This is a genomic window from Streptosporangium sp. NPDC000396, assembly GCF_042898655.1.
Taxonomy (GTDB): Bacteria; Actinomycetota; Actinomycetes; order Streptosporangiales; family Streptosporangiaceae; genus Streptosporangium.
Genome location: NZ_JBIAZA010000023.1, coordinates 24,057 through 42,668 on the forward strand (window position 1 = coordinate 24,057; position 18,612 = coordinate 42,668).

Here is an 18,612-nt window from a genome sequence, read left to right on the forward strand (position 1 = left end):
CCGGCCGGTCCCCGTGTCATGGACCAAACGGGCAAAACTGGTCAAGTTGTCACCGGTGCCGCTACCGGCGTCACGCACCAGGTCCCTCGGATGGACGCATGAGAGGCTCCCTGCTGGTCGCCGGGACCACCTCCGACGCGGGTAAGAGTGTCGTCACCGCCGGGATCTGCCGCTGGCTGGCCCGGCAGGGCGTGAAGGTCGCGCCGTACAAGGCGCAGAACATGTCGCTGAACTCCTTCGTCACCGCCGACGGCGCGGAGATCGGCAGGGCGCAGGCGATGCAGGCCGCCGCGTGTGGCCTGGAGCCGACCGCGGACATGAACCCGATCCTGCTCAAGCCGGGAAGCGACCGGCGCAGCCAGGTCGTGGTCATGGGCAGGCCGCTGGCCGATGTCGACGCGATGGAGTACTGGGACGTCAAGGACCGGCTCCGCCAGGTCGCCGTGGACGCGCTGGAGCGGCTGCGGGGCTCCTACGACGTGGTGATCTGCGAGGGGGCGGGCAGCCCGGCGGAGATCAACCTGCGCAGGGGCGACATCGCCAACATGGGCCTGGCCCGGGCCGCAGACCTGCCGGTCATCGTGGTGGGCGACATCGACCGGGGCGGGGTCTTCGCCTCGCTGTACGGGACGGTGGCCCTGCTGGAACCCGCCGACCAGGCGCTCGTCGCCGGTTTCGTGATCAACAAGTTCCGGGGGGCGCGTGAGCTCCTCGAACCCGGCCTCGACATGATCAGGAAGCTGACCGGCCGGGAGGTGTACGGCGTGCTGCCCTGGGCGGACGGCCTGTGGCTGGACGTCGAGGACTCCCTCGCCCTGGACAACCGGCCCGCGATCGGGGCACGCACGCCGTACGGCAGGCAGACCCTGCGGGTCGCGGTGGTCAGGCTGCCGCGCATCTCCAACTTCACCGACGTGGACGCCCTGGCCTCCGAGCCCGGTGTGGTGGTCCGTTTCGTGACCTCCCCGGCCGAGCTGGACGACGCCGACCTGGTGGTGCTGCCGGGTTCCCGCGCCACGATCTCCGACCTGGCCTGGCTGCGCGCCGGAGGCCTGGCCGAGGCCCTGCGCGACCGGGTGCTGGGCGAGGGCCGGGCCGTGCTGGGCATCTGCGGCGGCTACCAGATGCTGGCCCGGACCATCCATGACGACGTCGAGTCCGGGGCGGGCCGGGTCGAGGGGCTCGGGCTGCTGCCCGCGACCGTGGAGTTCGCGGCCGGTAAGACGCTGGGCCGCCCGGTCGGCACCGCGTACGGCTGCCGCGTCGCGGCCTACGAGATCCACCACGGCGTCGTGACGGCCGAAGGCGGCGACCCCTTCCTCGACGGCTGCCGGGTCGGGCCGGTCTGGGGCACCACCTGGCACGGGGCCCTGGAGAACGACGATTTCCGCCGCGCTTTCCTCGCCGACGTGGCGGCGGTCTCCGGCCGCGACTTCGTCCCCGCCCCGGACGTCTCCTTCGCCGCCCTGCGGCAGGAGCGGCTGGACGTCCTGGGGGATCTGGTGGAACGGCATGTGGACACCGAGGCCCTGTCCCGGCTCCTGGAGGGGGGCGCGCCGCGGAGCCTGCCCGTTCTGCCACCGGGCGAGGTTCTCCACGAGGCACCGGATTTCTCGCACAATAGAGGCGTGGGAGGTGAACGATGATCCGGATCTTGTTGATCCTCTTCATCCTGGCCCTGATCGCCGCGGTCGTTCTCGGCCTGGCCCTGATGCGCCGCGCGTCCAAGGCGCGCAATCCCGTCCTCGAAAACCCCCGTGAGATCCTCAAGCGCCGCTACGCGGCCGGTGAGATCGACGAGGACGAATACTTCCGCCGCATGTCCGGCCTTTCCCAAGACTGGTAGGAGACACGCCGTCGCCTCGGTCCCGGCCTCGCGGGTCCGGGGCGAGGCGGGCCGCCCGCCGATGATCGGATTTTTCGGCACCTCGCCGCTTTTTGGGTGATCCTTGAGGGTGAACTTCACCGCGCGCGAGGAGCAGGATGTCCGGACTGGAAGCCATCGTCGCCGCCGCCGGAAAGGCCGTCGCGGAACGTGCCATGCGGGAGGGACTCGCCACCCGGGCGGCCAGGGCCGAGCGGGGCGCGGAGCTCGCGACGCTGATCCAGAGCGGCTTTCCCGACCGCTTCGTACGGCGCAGCCTCGAACGGCAGCTGGACGCCATCGCCGACGGGGTGGAGCGGCGGCTCACGGTGCTCGTGGAGAAGGAGTACGGCGGGCTCGCCGAGAACGACCGGGCGGCGGTTCTCCACGAGGTCGTGGCGGCCCTCAAGGCAGCCGACCTCTCCGACAGGGCCGTCCTGGCCGCCGACATGGACGCGATCAAGATCGCGAAGGGCCTCCGGGCCGGACTGCCCGATCCCGCCAGGCAGCTCGGCGAGGCGGGGGCGCGGCTGTACGACGTGCTGCTGGACGAGTGTCTCGACTGCTTCGTCCGGATTCTCCAGCAGCTCCCGCAGTATCTGCCCCGGGCCGCCACCGAGGTCCTCGGCCGCATGTCGTCCGTCGAGGAACAGGTGGCCGCTCTCGGACAGCAGATCTCCTCGGCACTCGCCCGCCTCCCCGCCCGCTCGCTCGACGCGCCCTCCGGCACCCAGGACGACGACGAGTTCGAACGCCGCTACCTCGAACACCTCAGCCTCACCCTCGACGAGGTCGAGCTGTTCGGCGTCCGCGTGGAGAACTACCGTCCCCGCGCCACGCTGAGCGTCGCCTACATCAGCCTCAGCGTCTCCGCCGAGACGCTGGACCGGTACCAGCCTTCCACGCGGGCGTGTTTCGCCGAGCTGACCGAGGCCACGGCCCATGAGGAGGCCGGTACGCTGCGGGTCGAGAGCGCGCTCGGCCGGTCCCCGCGCGTTCTGCTCAGGGGCGAGGCCGGGACGGGCAAGAGCACGCTGCTGCGGTGGCTGTCGGTGACGGCCGCCCGTGGCGGCTTCTCCGGCGATCTCGCCGAGTGGAACGGCTCCGTCCCGTTCATCGTCAAACTCCGCAGCCATCCTTCCGGGGACCTTCCCGGTCCGGAAGACTTCCTCGCGGACGTCGCGGGGCCGGTGGCGGGGCGGATGCCGGACGGCTGGGCGCACCGGGTGCTCGACTCGGGACGGGCGCTGCTGCTGGTCGACGGGGTGGACGAGCTGGCCGTACGGCATCGCCCGGCGGTGCGGCAGTGGCTGGGCGGCCTGCTGGCCGCCTATCCCGGAACCCGGACCGTCGTCACCTCCCGCCCGGCGGCGGCCGACGCGCGCTGGCTCGGAGAAGAGGGCTTCTCGTCGGTGACGCTGGAGCCGATGACCCCGGCCGACCTGCGCGAGCTGGTGAGGCAGTGGCATGTGGCGATGCGCGGTTCCAAGAGCCTGCCGTGCGCGCCCGAAAAGCTGGACGAATACGAAGGCGCGCTGCTGGCCAGGTTCGAGAGCGGCCCGCACCTGCAGATGCTCGCCTCGACCCCGCTGCTCGCGGCGATGTTGTGCGCGCTCAACCTGGACCGGGGCAAGCAACTGCCACGTGACCGGATGGGGCTGTACGCGGCGGCGCTGGAACTCCTCCTCCAGCGCCGCGACCTCGAGAGGGGAATCGCCTCGGAGGTCACGCTGGAGGCCGAGCAGAAGGTGCGGGTCCTGCAGGACCTGGCGTGGCAGCTCGCGGTGTGGGGGCGGTCGGAGCTGTCGAGGACCACGGCGCTGAGGCGGGTGGAGGAGAAGATCCGGACCATGCCGCGAGTGGACTTCACGGCCGAGGCCGTACTGGACCACCTGCTCCAGCGCAGCGGTGTCATCCGGGAACCGGTTCCCGGCCGGATCGACTTCGTGCACCGGACCGTGCAGGAGTATCTGGCGGCCAAGCAGGCGGCCGACGACGCGGACGTCGAGCCACTGGTCGACCGGGCTCACCTCGACCAGTGGCGCGAGACCGTGGTGATGGCCGCGGGTCATGCCAACGCGCCCCTGCGCCGGGAACTGCTGAGGGGGCTGCTCGACCGCGCGGGTCAGGGAGGCAGGCATGCACGGCGGCTGCGCCTTCTGATGGCCGGTTGCCTGGAGACGATCCAGGAACTGCCGCGTGATCTCGCCGACGACGTCGAGAAGTGTCTCGCCGAAGTGATCCCGCCCAGGAACATGAACGAGGCCGGAGCGCTGGCGGCGGCGGGGGAGGAGGTGCTCCGGAGGCTGCCGGACGACGTGTCGGGGCTCTCCCCGGCGCGGGCGGCGGCGACGGTGCGGACCTGCTGGCTGATCAACGGCCAGGACGCGCTGGAGAAGCTCTCCCGCTACTCCGCCGACTCCCGTCTCGAAGTGCAGAACGAGCTGATCACGGGATGGAACTACTTCGACCCCGGAGAGTACGCCCGGCGGGTGATGGCCGACTCGCCCCTCCACGTCAGCATGATCGCTGGTTCGTTCTCCCCTCACGGCACGGTTCGCCGTGTGATGCGCGGATATGCGGATGTGGAGAATCCAAAGATTTTCCCGCATCTCAAACACCTGCGCAATCTGGAGGAACTGCGCGTCGCCTTCCCCGGTGAGGATCTGGGATTCCTCAGGGACGTCCGTCCCCTGCGCTCGCTGAGCGTCTTCCAACTCGTCACGCCGGGCTCGCTCGACGTGCTGGACCAGCATCCCGGCCTGGACCGGCTGTGGGTCCGGTTCAGGGAGAATCCGGTCGACTCGCCGTGGCCGGCCATGCCGCCCTCCCTCAGGACAGCGGCCATCCTGCGGAACGATCTGGTGTCCGATCTCGGGTTTCTCGATCGTTTCCGGTCCGTCGAAGACCTCACTCTGGACCAGCTCCGCAAGGTGACGGACTTCACTGTGCTGGCCTCGCTGCCGGGGTTGAGGGCGCTGCACCTGTGGGACTGCCTGAGGCTTCCCGACCCCGGGATATTCGACTCGCTTCCCCGCCTGACGGAGATCGAGCTGGAGAGCATCCGTTTCGACGACGGAGAGCTCGCCCGGCTTGTCGACAACTGCGCGAACGTCAGGCGGATCCGAATTCAGCGAGCACCCCGGCTCGAAGACCTCGCTCCCCTGGCGTCGCTCGCCCTCGAAGCGGTCAGCCTGCCGTTCTGCCGCGACCTCGTCGATCTCGCACCGCTCTCCGGATGCCGGGAGTTACGGGAGATCGACATCAGAGGCTGCGTGAAGATCCATGATCTCTCGCCTCTGGAGCCGCTGGAGAAGCTCCAGCGGGTCGATCTGCGGGGACTGGCCCACACGATCGACGTGGCGCCCCTCGAAGGAAAGTCTCACCTGGTCATCACCGTCGACCGCAATCAGAAGCTGCGGAACACGGACCTGCTCCACCCGACGGCGAGGATCAGGCGCCTGTGATCATGCGTCTGTAGTCATGTGCCCACGATCAGGCCCTGGCGGCGGGGGCGGGCCGATTCTCGGTGATCCAGGCGTCGATCTGCTCCCACTGGTCGAAGAGCCAGCGGATCTGGGTCTCGCGGTCACGGGGGACGTCGGCCGACTGGACGCGCCACCACTTGGCCTTGATCTCGGCGCGCATGGGCAGCTTGCGCCAGACGTCGCCGAGGGTGATGAGGTCGTCGAGGCCGGTGTGGGCGACGAAGATCACGTCCGCGGTGGGGCAGGCCTCGATGGCGGTGATGGCGCCGTTCGGGCGAGGGGCCAGGAGGTGCTCGAGCCCACGGGCCCGGACGGCCTCTTCGGCCAGGCCCTTCTCCTCCAGCCGGAGGATGGCGCGCCAGCGGCGCCTGGGGGTGAAGTTGCCCCCCTCAGGGAAGATCACGAGGGCGTCGTCGGCGTCCATGCCGGAGGCCAGGCGGCGGATCTCGGCGAGGATGGCCTCCGAGGTGACCTTGCGGGGGACGAAGGCGTTGGGGAGGCGGTTGATCACCACGTCCAGGGACGGGTCGAACTGCAGGGCCGCCTTCATCACGATCCTGGGGCGCCTGCCGTACAGGGTGAGAAGGTGGTGGACCAGCAGGAAGGAGTCGCCGGGGCCCGCGTGGCGGGACAGGACGATGATCGGACGGGTGAGGCGGCGGGAGAGCTCGTCAGAGGTGGGCGGCGGCTCGTCGATCTCGACGCTCAGGCGGAAGATCCGTACGGCCATCCCGTACACCTTGGCCAGGAACCACCGGATCAGGGTGTAGTGCCGCTCCTGATACTCGTCCCGGTGGAGCCGCCCGCCGAACCCGCCGGCCACCCAGAGGCCCAGGCAGGCGATCAGCGCCATCGACTCCAGGGTCAGCCACGCTACCGCGAACCAGACCAGCCGGATGCCGCGCCGCTGCGGTGGCGGCAGACGGAGCGAGGCCACGGCCATCACCGGCAGCCAGATCGGAAGCGTGACCACCGCGATCACGGTGAGCACGATGACGAGAGGGGCGAGGATCAGGCGGCGCAGGATGCGAGGAGGGAGCACGGTGGCCTCCTGCCTGTACGGCGGGCTCAGGTGGCCGACTGCTGAGCCAGGTAGCGGGACGAGGCGCGGTAAGCACGCTCGATATATCCAGATATATGCGATGAATCCCGGTAGCGCAGCTGGGAAAAATCCACCCCGGGGCGGGTGTCGCTGCCAGCGGGCATGACATGGACCTCGATGTCGGCGGGAAGGGCCGCCATCTCCTCGGCGAAGCGGTGGCGGCGGGCGATCTCGAAGGCGGTCAGGCCGACCTCCCACGGCCGGCGCGGGACGACCAGGGGCCGTTCGATCCGGCCGACATGCAGGACGTACACGCGGCGGGCGCCGAGGGCGACGGCACGGCCGACGGGGATGCTGTGGACCAGGCCGCCGTCGAGGAAGTGCTCGTCGCCGATGCGGATGGGCGGGAGCAGCCCGGGGACGGCGCAGGAGGCGAGGACCGCCTCGACCAGGGGGCCTTCGGTGAACCAGTGGGCGGCGGCGCGCTCGACGGAGGCCGCCACGCACTGGAACGGCACCGGCAGGTCCTCGATGCGGGAGACCGGCAGCGTCCTGGCCAGCAGGCCGCGCAGCGGGCCGGGGGAGTGCAGGTGGGTGCCGGTTTTCGCGAGGGTGGACAACCGGGTCATCCATGATCCGGCGAAAGCCGTCCGGACCACGTCGGAGCGCCACAGCGCGGTCAGGCCGGCGACCGCGTCGCCGGGGTCGGCCGCGAGCATGACGCCGTTCAGCGCGCCCACCGACGTGCCGACGATCACATCCGGTTTGATGCCCGCCTCGTCCAGTGCCCGCAGCATGCCCACCTCGTGGGCGCCGAGCACGCCTCCGCCGCCGAGCACGAAGGCCGTATGCACGCTCATGACCTCACCATAGGCACGCTCATGGCCTCACGATAGACCGCTCGTTCTGCAACGGCCCCGCGTGGTGGATGATCATTGTTGATCAATACGTACCGATATCACGATTTCTTCGCGGCGGACCGTAAGGACCGTAAAACGCCGCCGCGACCATGTGGAGGTGTCGATGACCCGCAGAGTCGGAGAACACGCGATCGTTCTGGGGGCGGGGGTCAGCGGGCTGCTCGCCGCGCGGGTGCTGGCGGACTTCTATGACCGGGTGACCCTCGTCGAACGCGACGCGCTGGGAGCGGGAGGCCCACGCAAGGGCGTGCCCCAGGGGTTTCACGCGCACTCGCTGCTGCCGCGTGGCCTGCAGATCCTGGAGGAGTTGTTCCCCGGGCTCACCGAGGAGATGGTGGCCGAGGGGGCCGTGCCGTACGAGATGATCGTGCACCTTCGGATGATCTTCGGCGGGCACGAGTTCGCGAGGATGCCGACGGGCGAGGTGGGGGTGTCCTCGACCCGGCCGTTCCTGGAAAGCCACATCCTGCGGCGGGTGCGGGAGCTGCGGAACGTGGTGACGGCGGACCGCAGCCAGGTCAGCGGGCTCATGACGCGGGACGGCAGGGTCGTGGGCGCGCGGATCGCCGATGACGACGGAGAGAGGGAACTGCCCGCCGATCTCGTCGTCGACGCGATGGGCCGGGGAGGGCGGACGCTCGCCTGGCTGGAGTCGATGGGATTCGACCGGCCGGAGGAGGAGACCATCAAGGTCGAGATCGCCTACGCGACGTGGTACCTCAGGCTCCCCAAGGGAGCCCTGGACAAGGATCGCATGATCATCCTGGGGACCTACCCCGGTCAGCCCAAGGGCGCCGCGCTCTGCGCGGTGGAGGGCGATCGCTGGCTGGTGACGCTGGGCGGCCACGACGGGATGCGCCCGCCCACCGACCCCGAGGGGTTCTTCGCCTGGCTCGACGAGGCGGCCCCGGCCGACGTGTCGGCCGCGGTGCGCGCGGCCGAACCCCTCGGCGAGATCGGCACGGCCAGGATCCCGACCAGCACGCGGCGCAGATACGAACGGCTGAGCCGTTTTCCCGAGGGGCTGCTCGTCACCGGCGACGCGATCTGCAGCTTCAACCCGGTCTACGGTCAGGGGATGGCGGTCGGCGGGCTGTACGCGATCGCCATGCGCGACTGCCTGCGCGACGGCACCGGCGACCTCGCCCGCCGCTACTTCGCCGCCGCCGCCAAGGCCCTCGACCCCGCCTGGCAGCTCTCCAGCGGCGCCGACCTGGCCCTCCGCCAGGCCGAGGCGGCACGAACCCCGATGGCCCGCATGCTCAACGCCTACATCGGCAGGCTGCAGCGGGTCGCCGCGCGTGACCCGCGGGTCGCGGTCGCCTTCACCCGGGTGAGCGGCCTGCTCGATCCGCCCGCGGCGCTCATGCGCCCGGCCGTGCTGTGGCGGGCCCTGCGGGGCTGACCCCGCTCCCTCCCGGAGGATCCCGGAGTCCCCGGAGGATCCCAGGGTTCCCGGAGGGCCCCGGAGGATCCCAGGGTTCCCGGAGGGCCCCGGAGGGCTCTCCGGGTCAGGGGAGGAGCAGGACCTTACCGGTCGTACGGCGGGCCTCAAGGTCCTCGTGGGCCCTGGCGGCCTCGGCCATGGGGTAGCGGTGGGAGATGTGCACCTTGAGCCGCCCCGAGGCCACCCAGCCGAAGATGTCGGAGGCCCGCCAGGCCAGCTCCTCACGGGTGGCGATGTAGTGGGTGAGCGTGGGCCGGGTCAGGAACAGGGAGCCGCGCTGGTTGAGAAGCTGCGGGTCGACGGGCGGGACCGGGCCGCTGGCCTGGCCGTACAGGGCCATCATGCCGCGCGGGCGCAGCGAGGAGAGACTCTCGTCGAAAGTGGTCGCGCCCACTCCGTCGTAGACGACGTGCACGCCGGAACCGGTGAGGTCGCGGACCGCGTCGGCGAAGCCGCTGTAGCGGAGGACCTCGTCGGCGCCCGCCTGGCGGGCCAGCTTCTCCTTCTCCTCGGTGGAGACCGTGCCGATCACCCGGGCGCCGCGCAGCTTGGCGATCTGGGTGAGCAGCAGGCCCATCCCCCCGGCTGCGGCGTGCACCAGCACGTCGTCGCCGGGTTTCACCTCGTAGGTGGAGTGGGTCAGATAGTGCGCGGTCAGTCCCTGGAGCGTGACGGCGGCCGCGACCTCCGCCGTGACCCCCTCGGGCACGGCGAGCAGCTGGGAGGCGGGCACCACGGCCTTCTCCGCGTAGCTGCCCATCACGCCGCTCCAGGCCACGGTGTCGCCGACGGAGACCCCCGTGACGTCCTCGCCGACCGCCGTGACGGTGCCCGCGCCCTCGTTGCCGGGGACGAACGGCAGGGGGAGCGGGTAGCGGCCCATCCGGTGGTAGACGTCGATGAAGTTCACGCCGCTGGCGGCGACGTCGACCGCCACCTCGCCGGGGTTCGGCACGGGATCCGGGTGGTCGGTGTAGGTGAGAACCTCGGGCCCGCCGGTGGCGGAGACGACTATGGCGCGCATATGCAGCTTCCTTCGCTCAGTTGTGTGCCTTGACCATCCTCAACTCCGTGCCGATCACACGTTGTTCCCGATTATTGGCTTTTGGAGGAAGAGGAGCCCTGTACGGCGCCGTGCATGGTGAAGTTGTCGAAGGAGGTTTTGAGCGAGGATTTGCTGTTCTCGCCGACCCGGGCGACCATGCCGACATTCCCGGGGGGCAGCGGACTGGAGTCCAGGATCGACTGGACCCGGTCACCGTTGACCCACATGGCGAGCTGCACGCCCTGGGAGCTGCCCGAGCACTCGGCCTGCAGGTGGACGGACTCGCCCTTCTCCAGGGTGACCGGGGTGGCCTTGGCGAGGTCGCCACCGGCGCTGTTGACGCTTTTACGGATGCGGGCGTTGCCCGCGGTGTCGAGCAGGAACTCGTACCGGGTCGCCCGGGTGCCGTCGTCACCCCGGCAGAACAGGCCGTACTCGCCCGTGCCGCCGGTACTGCTGCGGATCTTGATGTCGACGCCGAGCAGCAACCGGCCGGGAATGACCGGCGTGGGACTGGCCGAGGGGTCGGGGGTGGCGGGCGGGGCGGTCACGAAGGGGACCGGCGCCTCCTCCCGCAGGACGGAGTTGGAGCCGTCCACGTCCATGGCGTAGTAGCCCTCGGGGGCGTAGCCGTACCTGCTGTCGCCCTCGTAGGTGCCGCCGCTCCAGCCGTTCCCGCTCTGGGTGAAGTCGTCCTGGTAGACCAGGCGGAGGTCGCTGGGCGGCCCACCGGCGGAGAGCGCGAGATACAGGCCGACCCCGCCGGCCGTCGCGACCACGGCCGCCACCGCCGCTCCGGCGATCAGCTTCTTGCGCCTGGCCGGCTGCCCGGCGGCCGGAGCCGTGATCGTGCCCGGACCGGTGTGCCGCTCCGTCGGCCCGGCCTGCCACTGGGCGGTCGCGGTCGTCGCGGGCGGGCTCTGCTGCCAGGCCGTCTGGACCGAGGACGCGGCCTGCTCGGGCGCGGCCGCCCGGCCGACCAGGTGGTCGAGGACCTGCTGGGAGGTGGGCCGGTTTCTCGGGTCCTTGGCGATGGCGTACGCCACCAGCTCGCGCAGCGACGGCTCCATGCCCTCCAGCGACGGCTCGGTGTTGAGCACCTGATAGAGCACCGCGGGCAGCGCCTCCCCGCCGAACGGCGCGTGGCCGCTCGCCGCGAAGGCCACCAGGCAGCCCCAGGAGAACACGTCGCAGGCCGGGGAGACCGGCTCGCCGCGCAGCACCTCGGGCGCCATGTAGCGGGGCGTGCCGATGATCTCGCCGGTCCCGGTGATCCCGCTGAGCGTGTCCAGGGCGCGGGCGATGCCGAAGTCGATCACCCGGGGGCCGACCGGGGAGAGCAGCACGTTGGACGGCTTGAGGTCGCGGTGCACGACCCCGGCACCGTGGATCGCGGTGAGCGCGGTCGCCACGCCGACCGCCAGCGCGTCGAGGCTGGAGCCGCGGAGCGGCCCCTGCGACCGCACGGCCTCCTCCAGGTTCGGACCGGGCACGTATTCGGTGACCACGTAGAGCTGGTCGCCGTCGAGCGCGGCCTCGAGCACCGCGGCGGTGCAGAACCGGCGGACCCGCTGGGCCGCCTCCGCCTCCCGGCGGAAGCGCATCCGGAACTGCTCGTGCTGGCTGTATTCCGGATTGATCACCTTGATGGCGACGCGCTGCCCCTCGGGGGATTCACCGAGGTGGACCGTGCCCATTCCGCCCCGGCCCAGCTGGCCGAGCACGCGGTATCGCCCGATCTGGAGAGGATCACCCGGACTGAGGTTGTTCACCGTCATACCTAACCGCATGTGCCGTCATATGAGCGGCCTAGCTTACCGAGATCTCCCCGGCGGCCAGCAGCCGCAGCAGCATCAGGTTCACATCCTCCAGGCTGTCCACCACCAGCACGCCGTACGGCACCGCGGCGTCGCCCACAGCGCCGCCCGCAGCGCCGCCCGCAGTGCCGCCCGCAGTGCCCTCCATGGTGCCGCCCGGCACCGCCACCACCCGGCATCCCGCGGCCCGTGCCGCCGCGATGCCGGTGGGGCTGTCCTCCACGGCCACGCACTCGGCGGGATCCACGCCCAGCTCGGCGGCGGCCTTGAGGTACGGGTCCGGCAGCGGCTTGCCGCGCGCGGTGTCCTCGGCGGCCACGACCAGGCGGAACCGCTCCGCCCCGACCGTGCGGAGCACCATGTCCACGATCTGCCGGGGGGAGGCGCTGACCAGAGCCGTCGGCACGCCCGCCGCGCGCAGGTCGTCCAGCAGCCGGATCGCACCGGGCAGCGGGGTCACCCCGCCCTCGATCCGTTCCGCGAAGGCGTCGGTGAGCCGCCTGCCGATGCTCTCGACGGACGCCTCGACGGGGGAGATCCGGCCTTGCCGTACGAGATGGGCGGCGGTGTGCTCGACCGGGCGGCCGAGCACGTGTCCGGTGTCCGCCTCGGTCAGTTCCAGGCCGAGCTCCGCGGCCACCGCCGCGCACGCCTCCCACCACAGTCCCTCGGTGTCCACGAGCGTGCCGTCCATGTCGAACAGGACGGCGCGCGGTTCAGTTGACACCGGCGGGATCCTCCATCTCGGCGGGAAGGGTGGTGGCGGCGGTGCGCTCGGAGACGAGGACCGGCCGCTGGACGAGGCTGAGGGCCACCTGCGTGCCGGGGGCCAGCCGCACGGCGTCGTGGCCGGGCACGTCGCTGAGGACTTCCAGCTCGCCCAGCCGCACCCGCAGGCGCGCGGAGGCGCCGCGGAAGGACGACGCCACGATCGTCGCCTTGCCCTCCGGGTCGGGCGTGACGAGCACGGTCTCGGGCCGGATCAGCACGTCCACGTCGGAGGATGCGGGCAGCGCACCGTCGACGGGCAGCCGCTGGCCCAGGACCGTGACCTCGTTCCCCGAAAGGCGGCCGGGGACGTGGTTCATCGTGCCGACGAACTCCGCCACGAACGGCGTGGCCGGCCGGTCGTAGACCTCGGCGGGGGAGCCGCACTGCTCCAGCCGCCCGTCGCGGAGCACCGCGACGTGGTCGGCGACGGACAGCGCCTCCTCCTGATCATGGGTCACGAAGATGGTGGTGATGCCCAGGTCGAGCTGGAGGCGCCGGATCTCCTCCCGCAGCGTCACCCGGACCTTGGCGTCCAGCGCCGACAGCGGCTCGTCCAGCAACAGCACCCGGGGCTCCAGGGCCAGCGCCCTGGCCAGCGCGACACGCTGCTGCTGGCCACCGGAGAGCTCGTGCGGATAGCGCTCGGCGTGTGCGGGAAGGCCGACCAGCTCCAGCAGCTCGGCGGCCCTGGCGTGGCGCTTGGCGGCGGCCACCTTGCGGACCCGGAGCCCGAAGGCCACGTTGTCGCGGGCGTTCAGGTTGGGGAACAGCGAGTAGGACTGGAAGACCATGCCCGCGTCCCGCCGGTTGGCGGGCACCCGGGTGATGTCCTTTCCGTCCACCAGCACCGCGCCGGAGTCGGGGAACTCGAAACCGGCCACGCAGCGCAGGGCCGTGGTCTTGCCGCACCCCGACGGGCCGAGCAGGGCCATCAGCTCGCCCTGCCTGACGGTGAGGTCCAGGCCGTCCAGGGCGACCGTGTGGCCGAACGTGCGACGCAGCCCCCGGAGCTCGACTGTCATGAGCGCTTCCTTCCTGCTCCCGAGAGGGTGAGCAACAGCAGCCAGATGAGCAGCAGGCTGATGATTGACAGGGCCACCGACAGCTGTCCGTCGTTGCCGGAGATCGTCACGATCCAGACCGGGAACGTCTGGTAGCCGAGCAGGGCGGAGATGGTGTACTCGCCGAGCACCAGCGCGAGGGTGAGGAACGAGGCGCTGGCGATCGCGGAGCGGATGTTGGGGATGATCACCCGGAACAGCACGTGCGGCCATGAGGCGCCCAGGTTGCGGGCCGCCTCCACCAGGGTCCGCACGTCGATCACCCGCAGCCCGGCGTCCAGCGACCGGTAGACGAACGGCAGGGTGAGCACCACGTAGGCCAGGACGAGCACGATCGGGAAACTCTCGTCCTGGATCGCGATCAGCGTCGCCCAGAACGGCGTGGCGGCCAGCGCGTCGGTGCCGCCGCGCAGCGCCGTGCCGATGCCGACCACGTAGGTGATCGGCGGCACGACCAGGGGGAGCGTGGTGAGCAGCTCCAGCGCGGGCCGCAGCCGCGGCGCGCCGAGCCGTACGGCCAGCATCGCCGGCAGCGTCAGCAGCAGCACCGTCACGATCGTCGCGGCGGCCAGACCGAAGGAGAGCAGCAGGCTTGAGACGAACCCCGGCGCGGAGACGATCCGCGCGTAGGCGTCGAGCGAGAAACCCTTCGTCTCGGTGTGGACGGTGAACCAGAACGAGACGGCCATCGGAACGAGGAAGTAGAGCGCCGCGACGCCCAGCACGGCACCTCGCCAGGCCCGCACCCGCCGGGGGCGGGCGGACGGGGCGGGGGCGATCTCGGGCACGGCGGCTACCGCAGCCATCGGGAGCTCCTCTTCTGCAGCGGCAGGTAGACCGCCATCACCAGGATCGCGATGACGATCATGTCGAGGCTGAGCGCGAGCGCGATGTTCTCGTGGCCGATCAGCACGTCGCCGGTGAGCGCGTTCTCGATCTGCAGGGTGACCAGCGGGACCGTGCTGCCGACCATCGCCCGGGCGGTGGCGTAGGCGGCGAACGCGCCGCCGAACAGCAGCACCACCCCGCCGAGCAGCGCGGGGGCCAGCACCGGGATGCCGACGTGCCGCCAGAACTGCCAGGAGGTGGCGCCGCTGTTCTGCGCCGCCTCCCGCCACTGCGGGCGCAGGCCGTCCAGCGCGGGGGTCATGACCAGGACCATCAGCGGAATCGAGAAGTACAGGTAGACCATGGCCAGGCCCCAGAAGCTGTACAGGTTCCAGCCGGCCTCGCCCAGCCCCAGGGTCTTGGTGAGCACGCCCGAGTTGCCCAGCGTGGCGATCCAGATGAACGCCAGCGGGACGCCGCCGAAGTTCGCCAGCACGCCCGAGGCGGTCAGCACCGCCTCGCGCAGCACCCGGAACCGGGAGGTGACCACCGCCTGGGCCAGGAAGGCGCCCAGCACCGCGCCGAGCACCGCGACCACGGCCGACAGTTGCACGCTGCTCAGGATGGTGGCCAGGTAGTTGCCCTGGAGGCTGGCGGTCACGTTGGCGGTGCTGAAGGCGGAGACCTTGGTCTGCGGGTCCTTGACCGTGAACGCGCCGATCAGCAGCGTGACCGCCGGGATTCCGAAGGTCAGCGCCATGAAACCGAACAGGGGCAGGGTGGCGGCCCACCCCTTGGACCGGGTGCGGCCGCCGCCTCGGGTGGCCGCACTCTTGTCGATCGTCGTCATGGATCAGCCCGCGACGGCTGCGTCCCAGCCGGCGGCCAGGGCTTCCTTGGCCTTGTTCACCTGTGCCTCGGTCGGGAAGGTGGGCTCACCGTCGACCGGGGGCAGGTTGGACTCGGCGGCCTTGTCGATCGAGCCGTCGGCCTTCATGGCGGGCAGCAGCACCGGGCGGGCGAAGCCGCCGAGGTAGAGGTTCTGGCCCTCGGGGCTGTAGAGGAACTCCTGCCACAGCCGGGCGGCGGCCGGGTGCGGGGCGTCCTTGTTGATGGCCTGCGCGTAGAGCTGGAAGTATTTGCCGTCCGACGGGATGACCGTCTTCCAGTCCAGGCCCTTCTCGGCCATCTTGGGGGCGTAGGCGGCGTTGTTGTAGTCCCAGTCGATGCTGATCTGGGTCTCGCCCTTCTCGATGGTGGCGGGGGTGGTCTCCACCGGGTTGAAGTTGCCCGCGGCCTTGAGCTTCTTGAAGAACTCCAGGCCGGGCTGGACGTCGTCGAAGGAGCCGCCGTTGGCGAGGGACGCCGCGTACACGCCCGCGAACGCCGAACCGGACTTGGTGGGGTTGCCGTTCAGCGCGACCTTGCCCTTGTACTCGGGCTTGAGCAGGTCGGCGAAGCTCTCCGGGCACTTGGCGATCTTCTTGGCGTCGCAGCCGATCGACACGTAGCCGCCGTAGTCGTTGAACCAGAGGCCGCTGGGCTCCTTCTGATTGGCGGGGATCTTGTCCCACGTCTGGACCTTGTAGGGCGCGAACAGGCCTTCGCCGGCGCCGCTGATGGCGAAGCTCTGGCTGACGTCGACCACGTCGGGGGCGCGGTCCTGGCCCTTGCGGGTCTTCAGCGCGTTGATCTCGTCGGCGCTGGCGGCGTCGGGGGTCTCGCTCTCGATCTCGATGCCGTACTTCGCCTTGAACGCTTCGATGATCTTTCCGTAGTTGGCCCAGTCGGGCGGCAGGGCGATGACGTGGAGCTTGCCCTCCTTCTTCGCGGCCTCGACGAGCTTGTCCAGCCCGCCGAAGTCGGCCGCGGAGGCGGCGGTCCGGGCGTCCACGCCGGCCGAGGAGCCGCCGCCCGAGGTGGTCGCGGTGGTCGGGGCCGCTCCACACGCAGCGGCTCCCACCAGGAGGAACGCGGTCATGCCTGCGAAGCGAACTCGGGATGAGAACACGATGTCTCCCAAGGGGGGTGCGCAATAAGCACTGAAGGTAGAGGAACTTGTACAAACAAGCTAGACCCAGTGCATCGGTAATTGGTTTCCGTTCGGTTAACCCCAGGAGTACGTCAGCGGAATGCGAGAGCTGGGGCTTCATGAGTGGTTCATCCTTGTTTAGGGTGTAGACGGATCGGCCGCCGGTGCGCGCAGTGCGCACATGGCGGAGGCCGGTCCGGGGCGAAGGGCGAGCTTGAGAAGCGAGGCGGGCTTGGATCCTGGGGCGAGATCGCGCGTCCGGCGGGCTCGGATGAGTGCGATCATGTCGGCATGCTTGTGGGGCAGGACAAGGCCGGGCCGCGAGGCGAGATCGCGCGACCGGCGAGCGTCAGGGTGGGGGCGTCCATGACGGCGCGCTACGTGCGGATCGCCGGCGAGTTGCGCGACGAGATCATGCGCGGTGAGTACGCCGTGGGCGCCCAGCTGCCCTCCGAGGCCGAGCTCGCCGCCCGCTTCGCGGCATCGCGCGGCACGATCCGCCAGGCGGTGGCCGTGCTCGCCACCGAGGGTCTGGTCGGGTCCCGGCAGGGGGCCCGGCGCATCGTGCTCGGCCGCGAGCGCAGTCAGAGCTTCGCCGAGCTGCACAGCTTCGCCCAGTGGGCGCGGGCGATGGGTTACCGGGTCAGCGGGCAGGTGCTGGAGCAGCGCCGCCGGGGCGCCAGCGCCACGGATGCGGTACGGCTGGCGCTCCAGCCGGGAGAGCCCGTGCTGTCGGTCGTGCGGCTCCGCTCGCTCGAAGGCGAGCCGGTGATGCTGGAACGGACCGTTTACGCCGGGTGGATCGCCCCCGCCGTCGAGCGGATCGCCCCCGACTGCGAGTCGATCACCCAGGCCCTTTACGACAGCGTCGGCCTTGTCTTCGCCTACGGTGAGCACCTCATCGACGCGGTCCCGGCCGGGATGGAGGACGCCCGGTTGCTGGCCGTACGGCGAGGCAGCCCGCTGCTGCGCCAGCGCCGGATCACCACCACCCACGAGGGCCGCCCGGTGGAGTGGTCCGACGACCGCTACCGCGCGGGCAGCGTGACGTTCAGCATCCGTAACTCCGTGGACGCCAATCCACTGGTGCGGCAGGTGGGGGACTTGCGTTCCACCCCATGAGAACGTAAGTTCGACAAGCAAGGCCCGTCTTCCCCCGGGTGACCATCTGAAGGCCACGGGGAGAAGCGTCGTGAGCAGACTTTACGGTGATCCGATCGATGTGTGGACCCGCGACGGGCGGCCGGTCCAGTTCGTCTGGCGGGACCGGCTCCACGCCGTCCGCCGAGTGCTCGACCACTGGGTGATCTCGCGAGAGTGGTGGAAGACCTCCGACAGCGATCCGGGTGAACGCCGCTTCTGGCGGGTCGAGGCCGACCCCGGCAGCCGGATCGGCACCTACGAGCTTCGCTTCGACACCGCAAGTGAGGGCTGGCTGCTGGTCAGAGCGTGGGAGTGACCGCCCGTCTCGTCCCGTCCGGGTCGCCGTCCCCGGCGTGCGCGCTCCGGGGAGGCCGCGGCACGCCTGTCCGGGAGCCGGAAATCCACGGCGGGGAATCCGCGGCGGGGAATCCGCGGCCGTGGATTCACACGGTCACCGCTCGGCGGAACGAGCCTGTTGCGACGGGATCGGCCCCGCGAGGACCTGCGAGACGATCTCCGGCGTGGTCTGGCCCGCCGGGAACCGGGCGAGGCGGCGGGAACCCGCGGCCTGGATCTCGGTGATCTCCCGGACGGTCGCCGCGCACAGCAGGGCGGAGATCGCGATGGCGGCCAGTTCGACCGGGCCGAGGCCGGTCAGGTCCGCGTTCCCCGGGGCGGTGTCGAGCGGCAGCCGCACCGGGATCAGGGCGAGCACGGCCAGCCAGCTCAGCCACCAGGCGCCGAGCAGCGCCGGCCAGCGGCCATGGCGGTCCGCCGGTGGGTGCGAGGCCTGCCAGAGACGGTGCGTCAACACCGGCGGGACGACCAGATTGACCACCGGGACGAACCATCCGGCCAGGACCGCGGACGTCGGCGAAGCGAAGGGGGAGACGTTCCGCCAGGCCCGGATCAGCCAGGTCAGGTAGGCGGCGGCGGCCGCGATCGTGGCCGCGGCGACGAACATGATCAGGACGGCGAAGACGGTGACCGCGCCGACGACCGCCTGTGCGCCGGGGGAGTGGGGATCACCGCCGAGCGCCGAGATCTCCCGGGCCAGCCGCCGGCCGCGAACCTGCTCGAAGATCACCAGGGCGGTGGTCGCGATCACCTGAATGGCGAGGGCTAGATAGACGGCTGAAGATGATTTTTTCTGT

General features: G+C 70.7%; 16 protein-coding genes. 6 read left to right on the forward strand and 10 right to left on the reverse strand.

The genetic code is table 11. The features are described 5' to 3' along the window. Positions 1-98: 98 nt before the first annotated feature. From ACFY2X_RS31910 to ACFY2X_RS31920, 3 genes are all read left to right on the forward strand, one after another. Complete coding sequence (locus ACFY2X_RS31910) at positions 99-1,646, forward strand: cobyric acid synthase (RefSeq protein ID WP_389945608.1); 1,548 nt, start codon at positions 99-101, stop codon at positions 1,644-1,646. Next, entirely contained in the window at positions 1,643-1,846 is a 204-nt protein-coding gene (locus ACFY2X_RS31915; protein WP_389945611.1) for an SHOCT domain-containing protein, read from the forward strand. The genes ACFY2X_RS31910 and ACFY2X_RS31915 overlap by 4 nt, the downstream gene beginning before the upstream one ends. Before the next feature lie 137 nt (positions 1,847-1,983). Further along, positions 1,984-5,331, forward strand: a complete 3,348-nt coding sequence (locus ACFY2X_RS31920) for an NACHT domain-containing protein (RefSeq protein WP_389945614.1) — start codon at positions 1,984-1,986, stop codon at positions 5,329-5,331. 28 nt (positions 5,332-5,359) lie between these two features. Here the strand turns inward: ACFY2X_RS31920 and ACFY2X_RS31925 are convergent, their stop codons facing one another. Together ACFY2X_RS31925 and ACFY2X_RS31930 are read right to left on the reverse strand one after the other, a co-directional pair. Then, the gene (locus tag ACFY2X_RS31925; protein WP_389945617.1) at positions 5,360-6,394 is read right to left on the reverse strand and encodes a 1-acyl-sn-glycerol-3-phosphate acyltransferase; all 1,035 of its coding nucleotides are present in this window, start codon (positions 6,392-6,394) and stop codon (positions 5,360-5,362) included. Between the two features lie 26 nt (positions 6,395-6,420). Further along, a complete protein-coding gene (locus ACFY2X_RS31930; protein WP_389945619.1) occupies positions 6,421-7,254 on the reverse strand; it encodes a patatin-like phospholipase family protein in 834 nt (277 codons plus the stop codon). 163 nt (positions 7,255-7,417) lie between these two features. Here ACFY2X_RS31930 and ACFY2X_RS31935 point away from each other — a divergent pair, with 163 nt between their 5' ends. Then, on the forward strand, positions 7,418-8,719 hold the full coding sequence (locus ACFY2X_RS31935; RefSeq protein WP_389945622.1) for an FAD-dependent oxidoreductase: 1,302 nt from the start codon (positions 7,418-7,420) through the stop codon (positions 8,717-8,719). Positions 8,720-8,825: 106 nt separating this feature from the next. Here the strand turns inward: ACFY2X_RS31935 and ACFY2X_RS31940 are convergent, their stop codons facing one another. The 7 genes from ACFY2X_RS31940 to ACFY2X_RS31970 all read right to left on the reverse strand — a co-directional run bounded on the left by ACFY2X_RS31940 (position 8,826) and on the right by ACFY2X_RS31970 (position 16,264). Further along, complete coding sequence (locus tag ACFY2X_RS31940; protein ID WP_389945625.1) at positions 8,826-9,785, reverse strand: quinone oxidoreductase family protein; 960 nt, start codon at positions 9,783-9,785, stop codon at positions 8,826-8,828. Positions 9,786-9,856: 71 nt separating this feature from the next. Next, a complete protein-coding gene (locus ACFY2X_RS31945; protein ID WP_389945628.1) occupies positions 9,857-11,584 on the reverse strand; it encodes a serine/threonine-protein kinase in 1,728 nt (575 codons plus the stop codon). Positions 11,585-11,615: 31 nt separating this feature from the next. Continuing rightward, positions 11,616-12,350 (reverse strand): HAD family hydrolase, encoded by a 735-nt coding sequence (locus ACFY2X_RS31950; RefSeq protein ID WP_389945631.1) that lies wholly within the window; start codon positions 12,348-12,350, stop codon positions 11,616-11,618. Continuing rightward, positions 12,340-13,416: an ABC transporter ATP-binding protein gene (locus ACFY2X_RS31955; RefSeq protein ID WP_389945634.1), complete on the reverse strand. Its 1,077-nt coding sequence runs from the start codon at positions 13,414-13,416 to the stop codon at positions 12,340-12,342. Before ACFY2X_RS31955 ends, ACFY2X_RS31950 begins: the two co-directional genes overlap by 11 nt. After that, entirely contained in the window at positions 13,413-14,261 is an 849-nt protein-coding gene (locus ACFY2X_RS31960; protein WP_389945637.1) for an ABC transporter permease, read from the reverse strand. Before ACFY2X_RS31960 ends, ACFY2X_RS31955 begins: the two co-directional genes overlap by 4 nt. Beyond that, positions 14,249-15,133, reverse strand: a complete 885-nt coding sequence (locus ACFY2X_RS31965; protein WP_389945640.1) for an ABC transporter permease — start codon at positions 15,131-15,133, stop codon at positions 14,249-14,251. The genes ACFY2X_RS31960 and ACFY2X_RS31965 overlap by 13 nt, the downstream gene beginning before the upstream one ends. Positions 15,134-15,136: 3 nt before the next feature. After that, the gene (locus ACFY2X_RS31970) at positions 15,137-16,264 is read right to left on the reverse strand and encodes an ABC transporter substrate-binding protein (protein WP_389945642.1); all 1,128 of its coding nucleotides are present in this window, start codon (positions 16,262-16,264) and stop codon (positions 15,137-15,139) included. Positions 16,265-16,606: 342 nt separating this feature from the next. Between ACFY2X_RS31970 and ACFY2X_RS31975 the strand changes: the two genes are divergently transcribed. Together ACFY2X_RS31975 and ACFY2X_RS31980 are read left to right on the forward strand one after the other, a co-directional pair. Further along, positions 16,607-17,437 (forward strand): GntR family transcriptional regulator, encoded by an 831-nt coding sequence (locus tag ACFY2X_RS31975; protein WP_389945644.1) that lies wholly within the window; start codon positions 16,607-16,609, stop codon positions 17,435-17,437. Between the two features lie 70 nt (positions 17,438-17,507). Further along, complete coding sequence (locus tag ACFY2X_RS31980; protein WP_389945647.1) at positions 17,508-17,774, forward strand: DUF6504 family protein; 267 nt, start codon at positions 17,508-17,510, stop codon at positions 17,772-17,774. Between the two features lie 135 nt (positions 17,775-17,909). On the opposite strand, the gene ACFY2X_RS31985 is transcribed toward ACFY2X_RS31980, so the two are convergent. After that, complete coding sequence (locus ACFY2X_RS31985; protein ID WP_389945650.1) at positions 17,910-18,566, reverse strand: DUF4328 domain-containing protein; 657 nt, start codon at positions 18,564-18,566, stop codon at positions 17,910-17,912. Between the last annotated feature and the right edge of the window lie 46 nt (positions 18,567-18,612).

Excerpts from the sequence above, each read along its gene's own strand:
- ACFY2X_RS31915 (WP_389945611.1), top strand. The coding sequence starts at position 1,643 with ATGATCCGGATCTTGTTGATCCTCTTCATCCTGGCCCTGATCGCCGCG.
- ACFY2X_RS31910 (WP_389945608.1), top strand. The coding sequence starts at position 99 with ATGAGAGGCTCCCTGCTGGTCGCCGGGACCACCTCCGACGCGGGTAAG.
- ACFY2X_RS31935 (WP_389945622.1), top strand. The coding sequence starts at position 7,418 with ATGACCCGCAGAGTCGGAGAACACGCGATCGTTCTGGGGGCGGGGGTC.
- ACFY2X_RS31920 (WP_389945614.1), top strand. The coding sequence starts at position 1,984 with ATGTCCGGACTGGAAGCCATCGTCGCCGCCGCCGGAAAGGCCGTCGCG.
- ACFY2X_RS31955 (WP_389945634.1), bottom strand. The coding sequence starts at position 13,416 with ATGACAGTCGAGCTCCGGGGGCTGCGTCGCACGTTCGGCCACACGGTC.
- ACFY2X_RS31965 (WP_389945640.1), bottom strand. The coding sequence starts at position 15,133 with ATGACGACGATCGACAAGAGTGCGGCCACCCGAGGCGGCGGCCGCACC.
- ACFY2X_RS31940 (WP_389945625.1), bottom strand. The coding sequence starts at position 9,785 with ATGCGCGCCATAGTCGTCTCCGCCACCGGCGGGCCCGAGGTTCTCACC.
- ACFY2X_RS31930 (WP_389945619.1), bottom strand. The coding sequence starts at position 7,254 with ATGAGCGTGCATACGGCCTTCGTGCTCGGCGGCGGAGGCGTGCTCGGC.
- ACFY2X_RS31945 (WP_389945628.1), bottom strand. The coding sequence starts at position 11,584 with ATGACGGTGAACAACCTCAGTCCGGGTGATCCTCTCCAGATCGGGCGA.
- ACFY2X_RS31970 (WP_389945642.1), bottom strand. The coding sequence starts at position 16,264 with ATGACCGCGTTCCTCCTGGTGGGAGCCGCTGCGTGTGGAGCGGCCCCG.
- ACFY2X_RS31960 (WP_389945637.1), bottom strand. The coding sequence starts at position 14,261 with ATGGCTGCGGTAGCCGCCGTGCCCGAGATCGCCCCCGCCCCGTCCGCC.
- ACFY2X_RS31975 (WP_389945644.1), top strand. The coding sequence starts at position 16,607 with ATGCTTGTGGGGCAGGACAAGGCCGGGCCGCGAGGCGAGATCGCGCGA.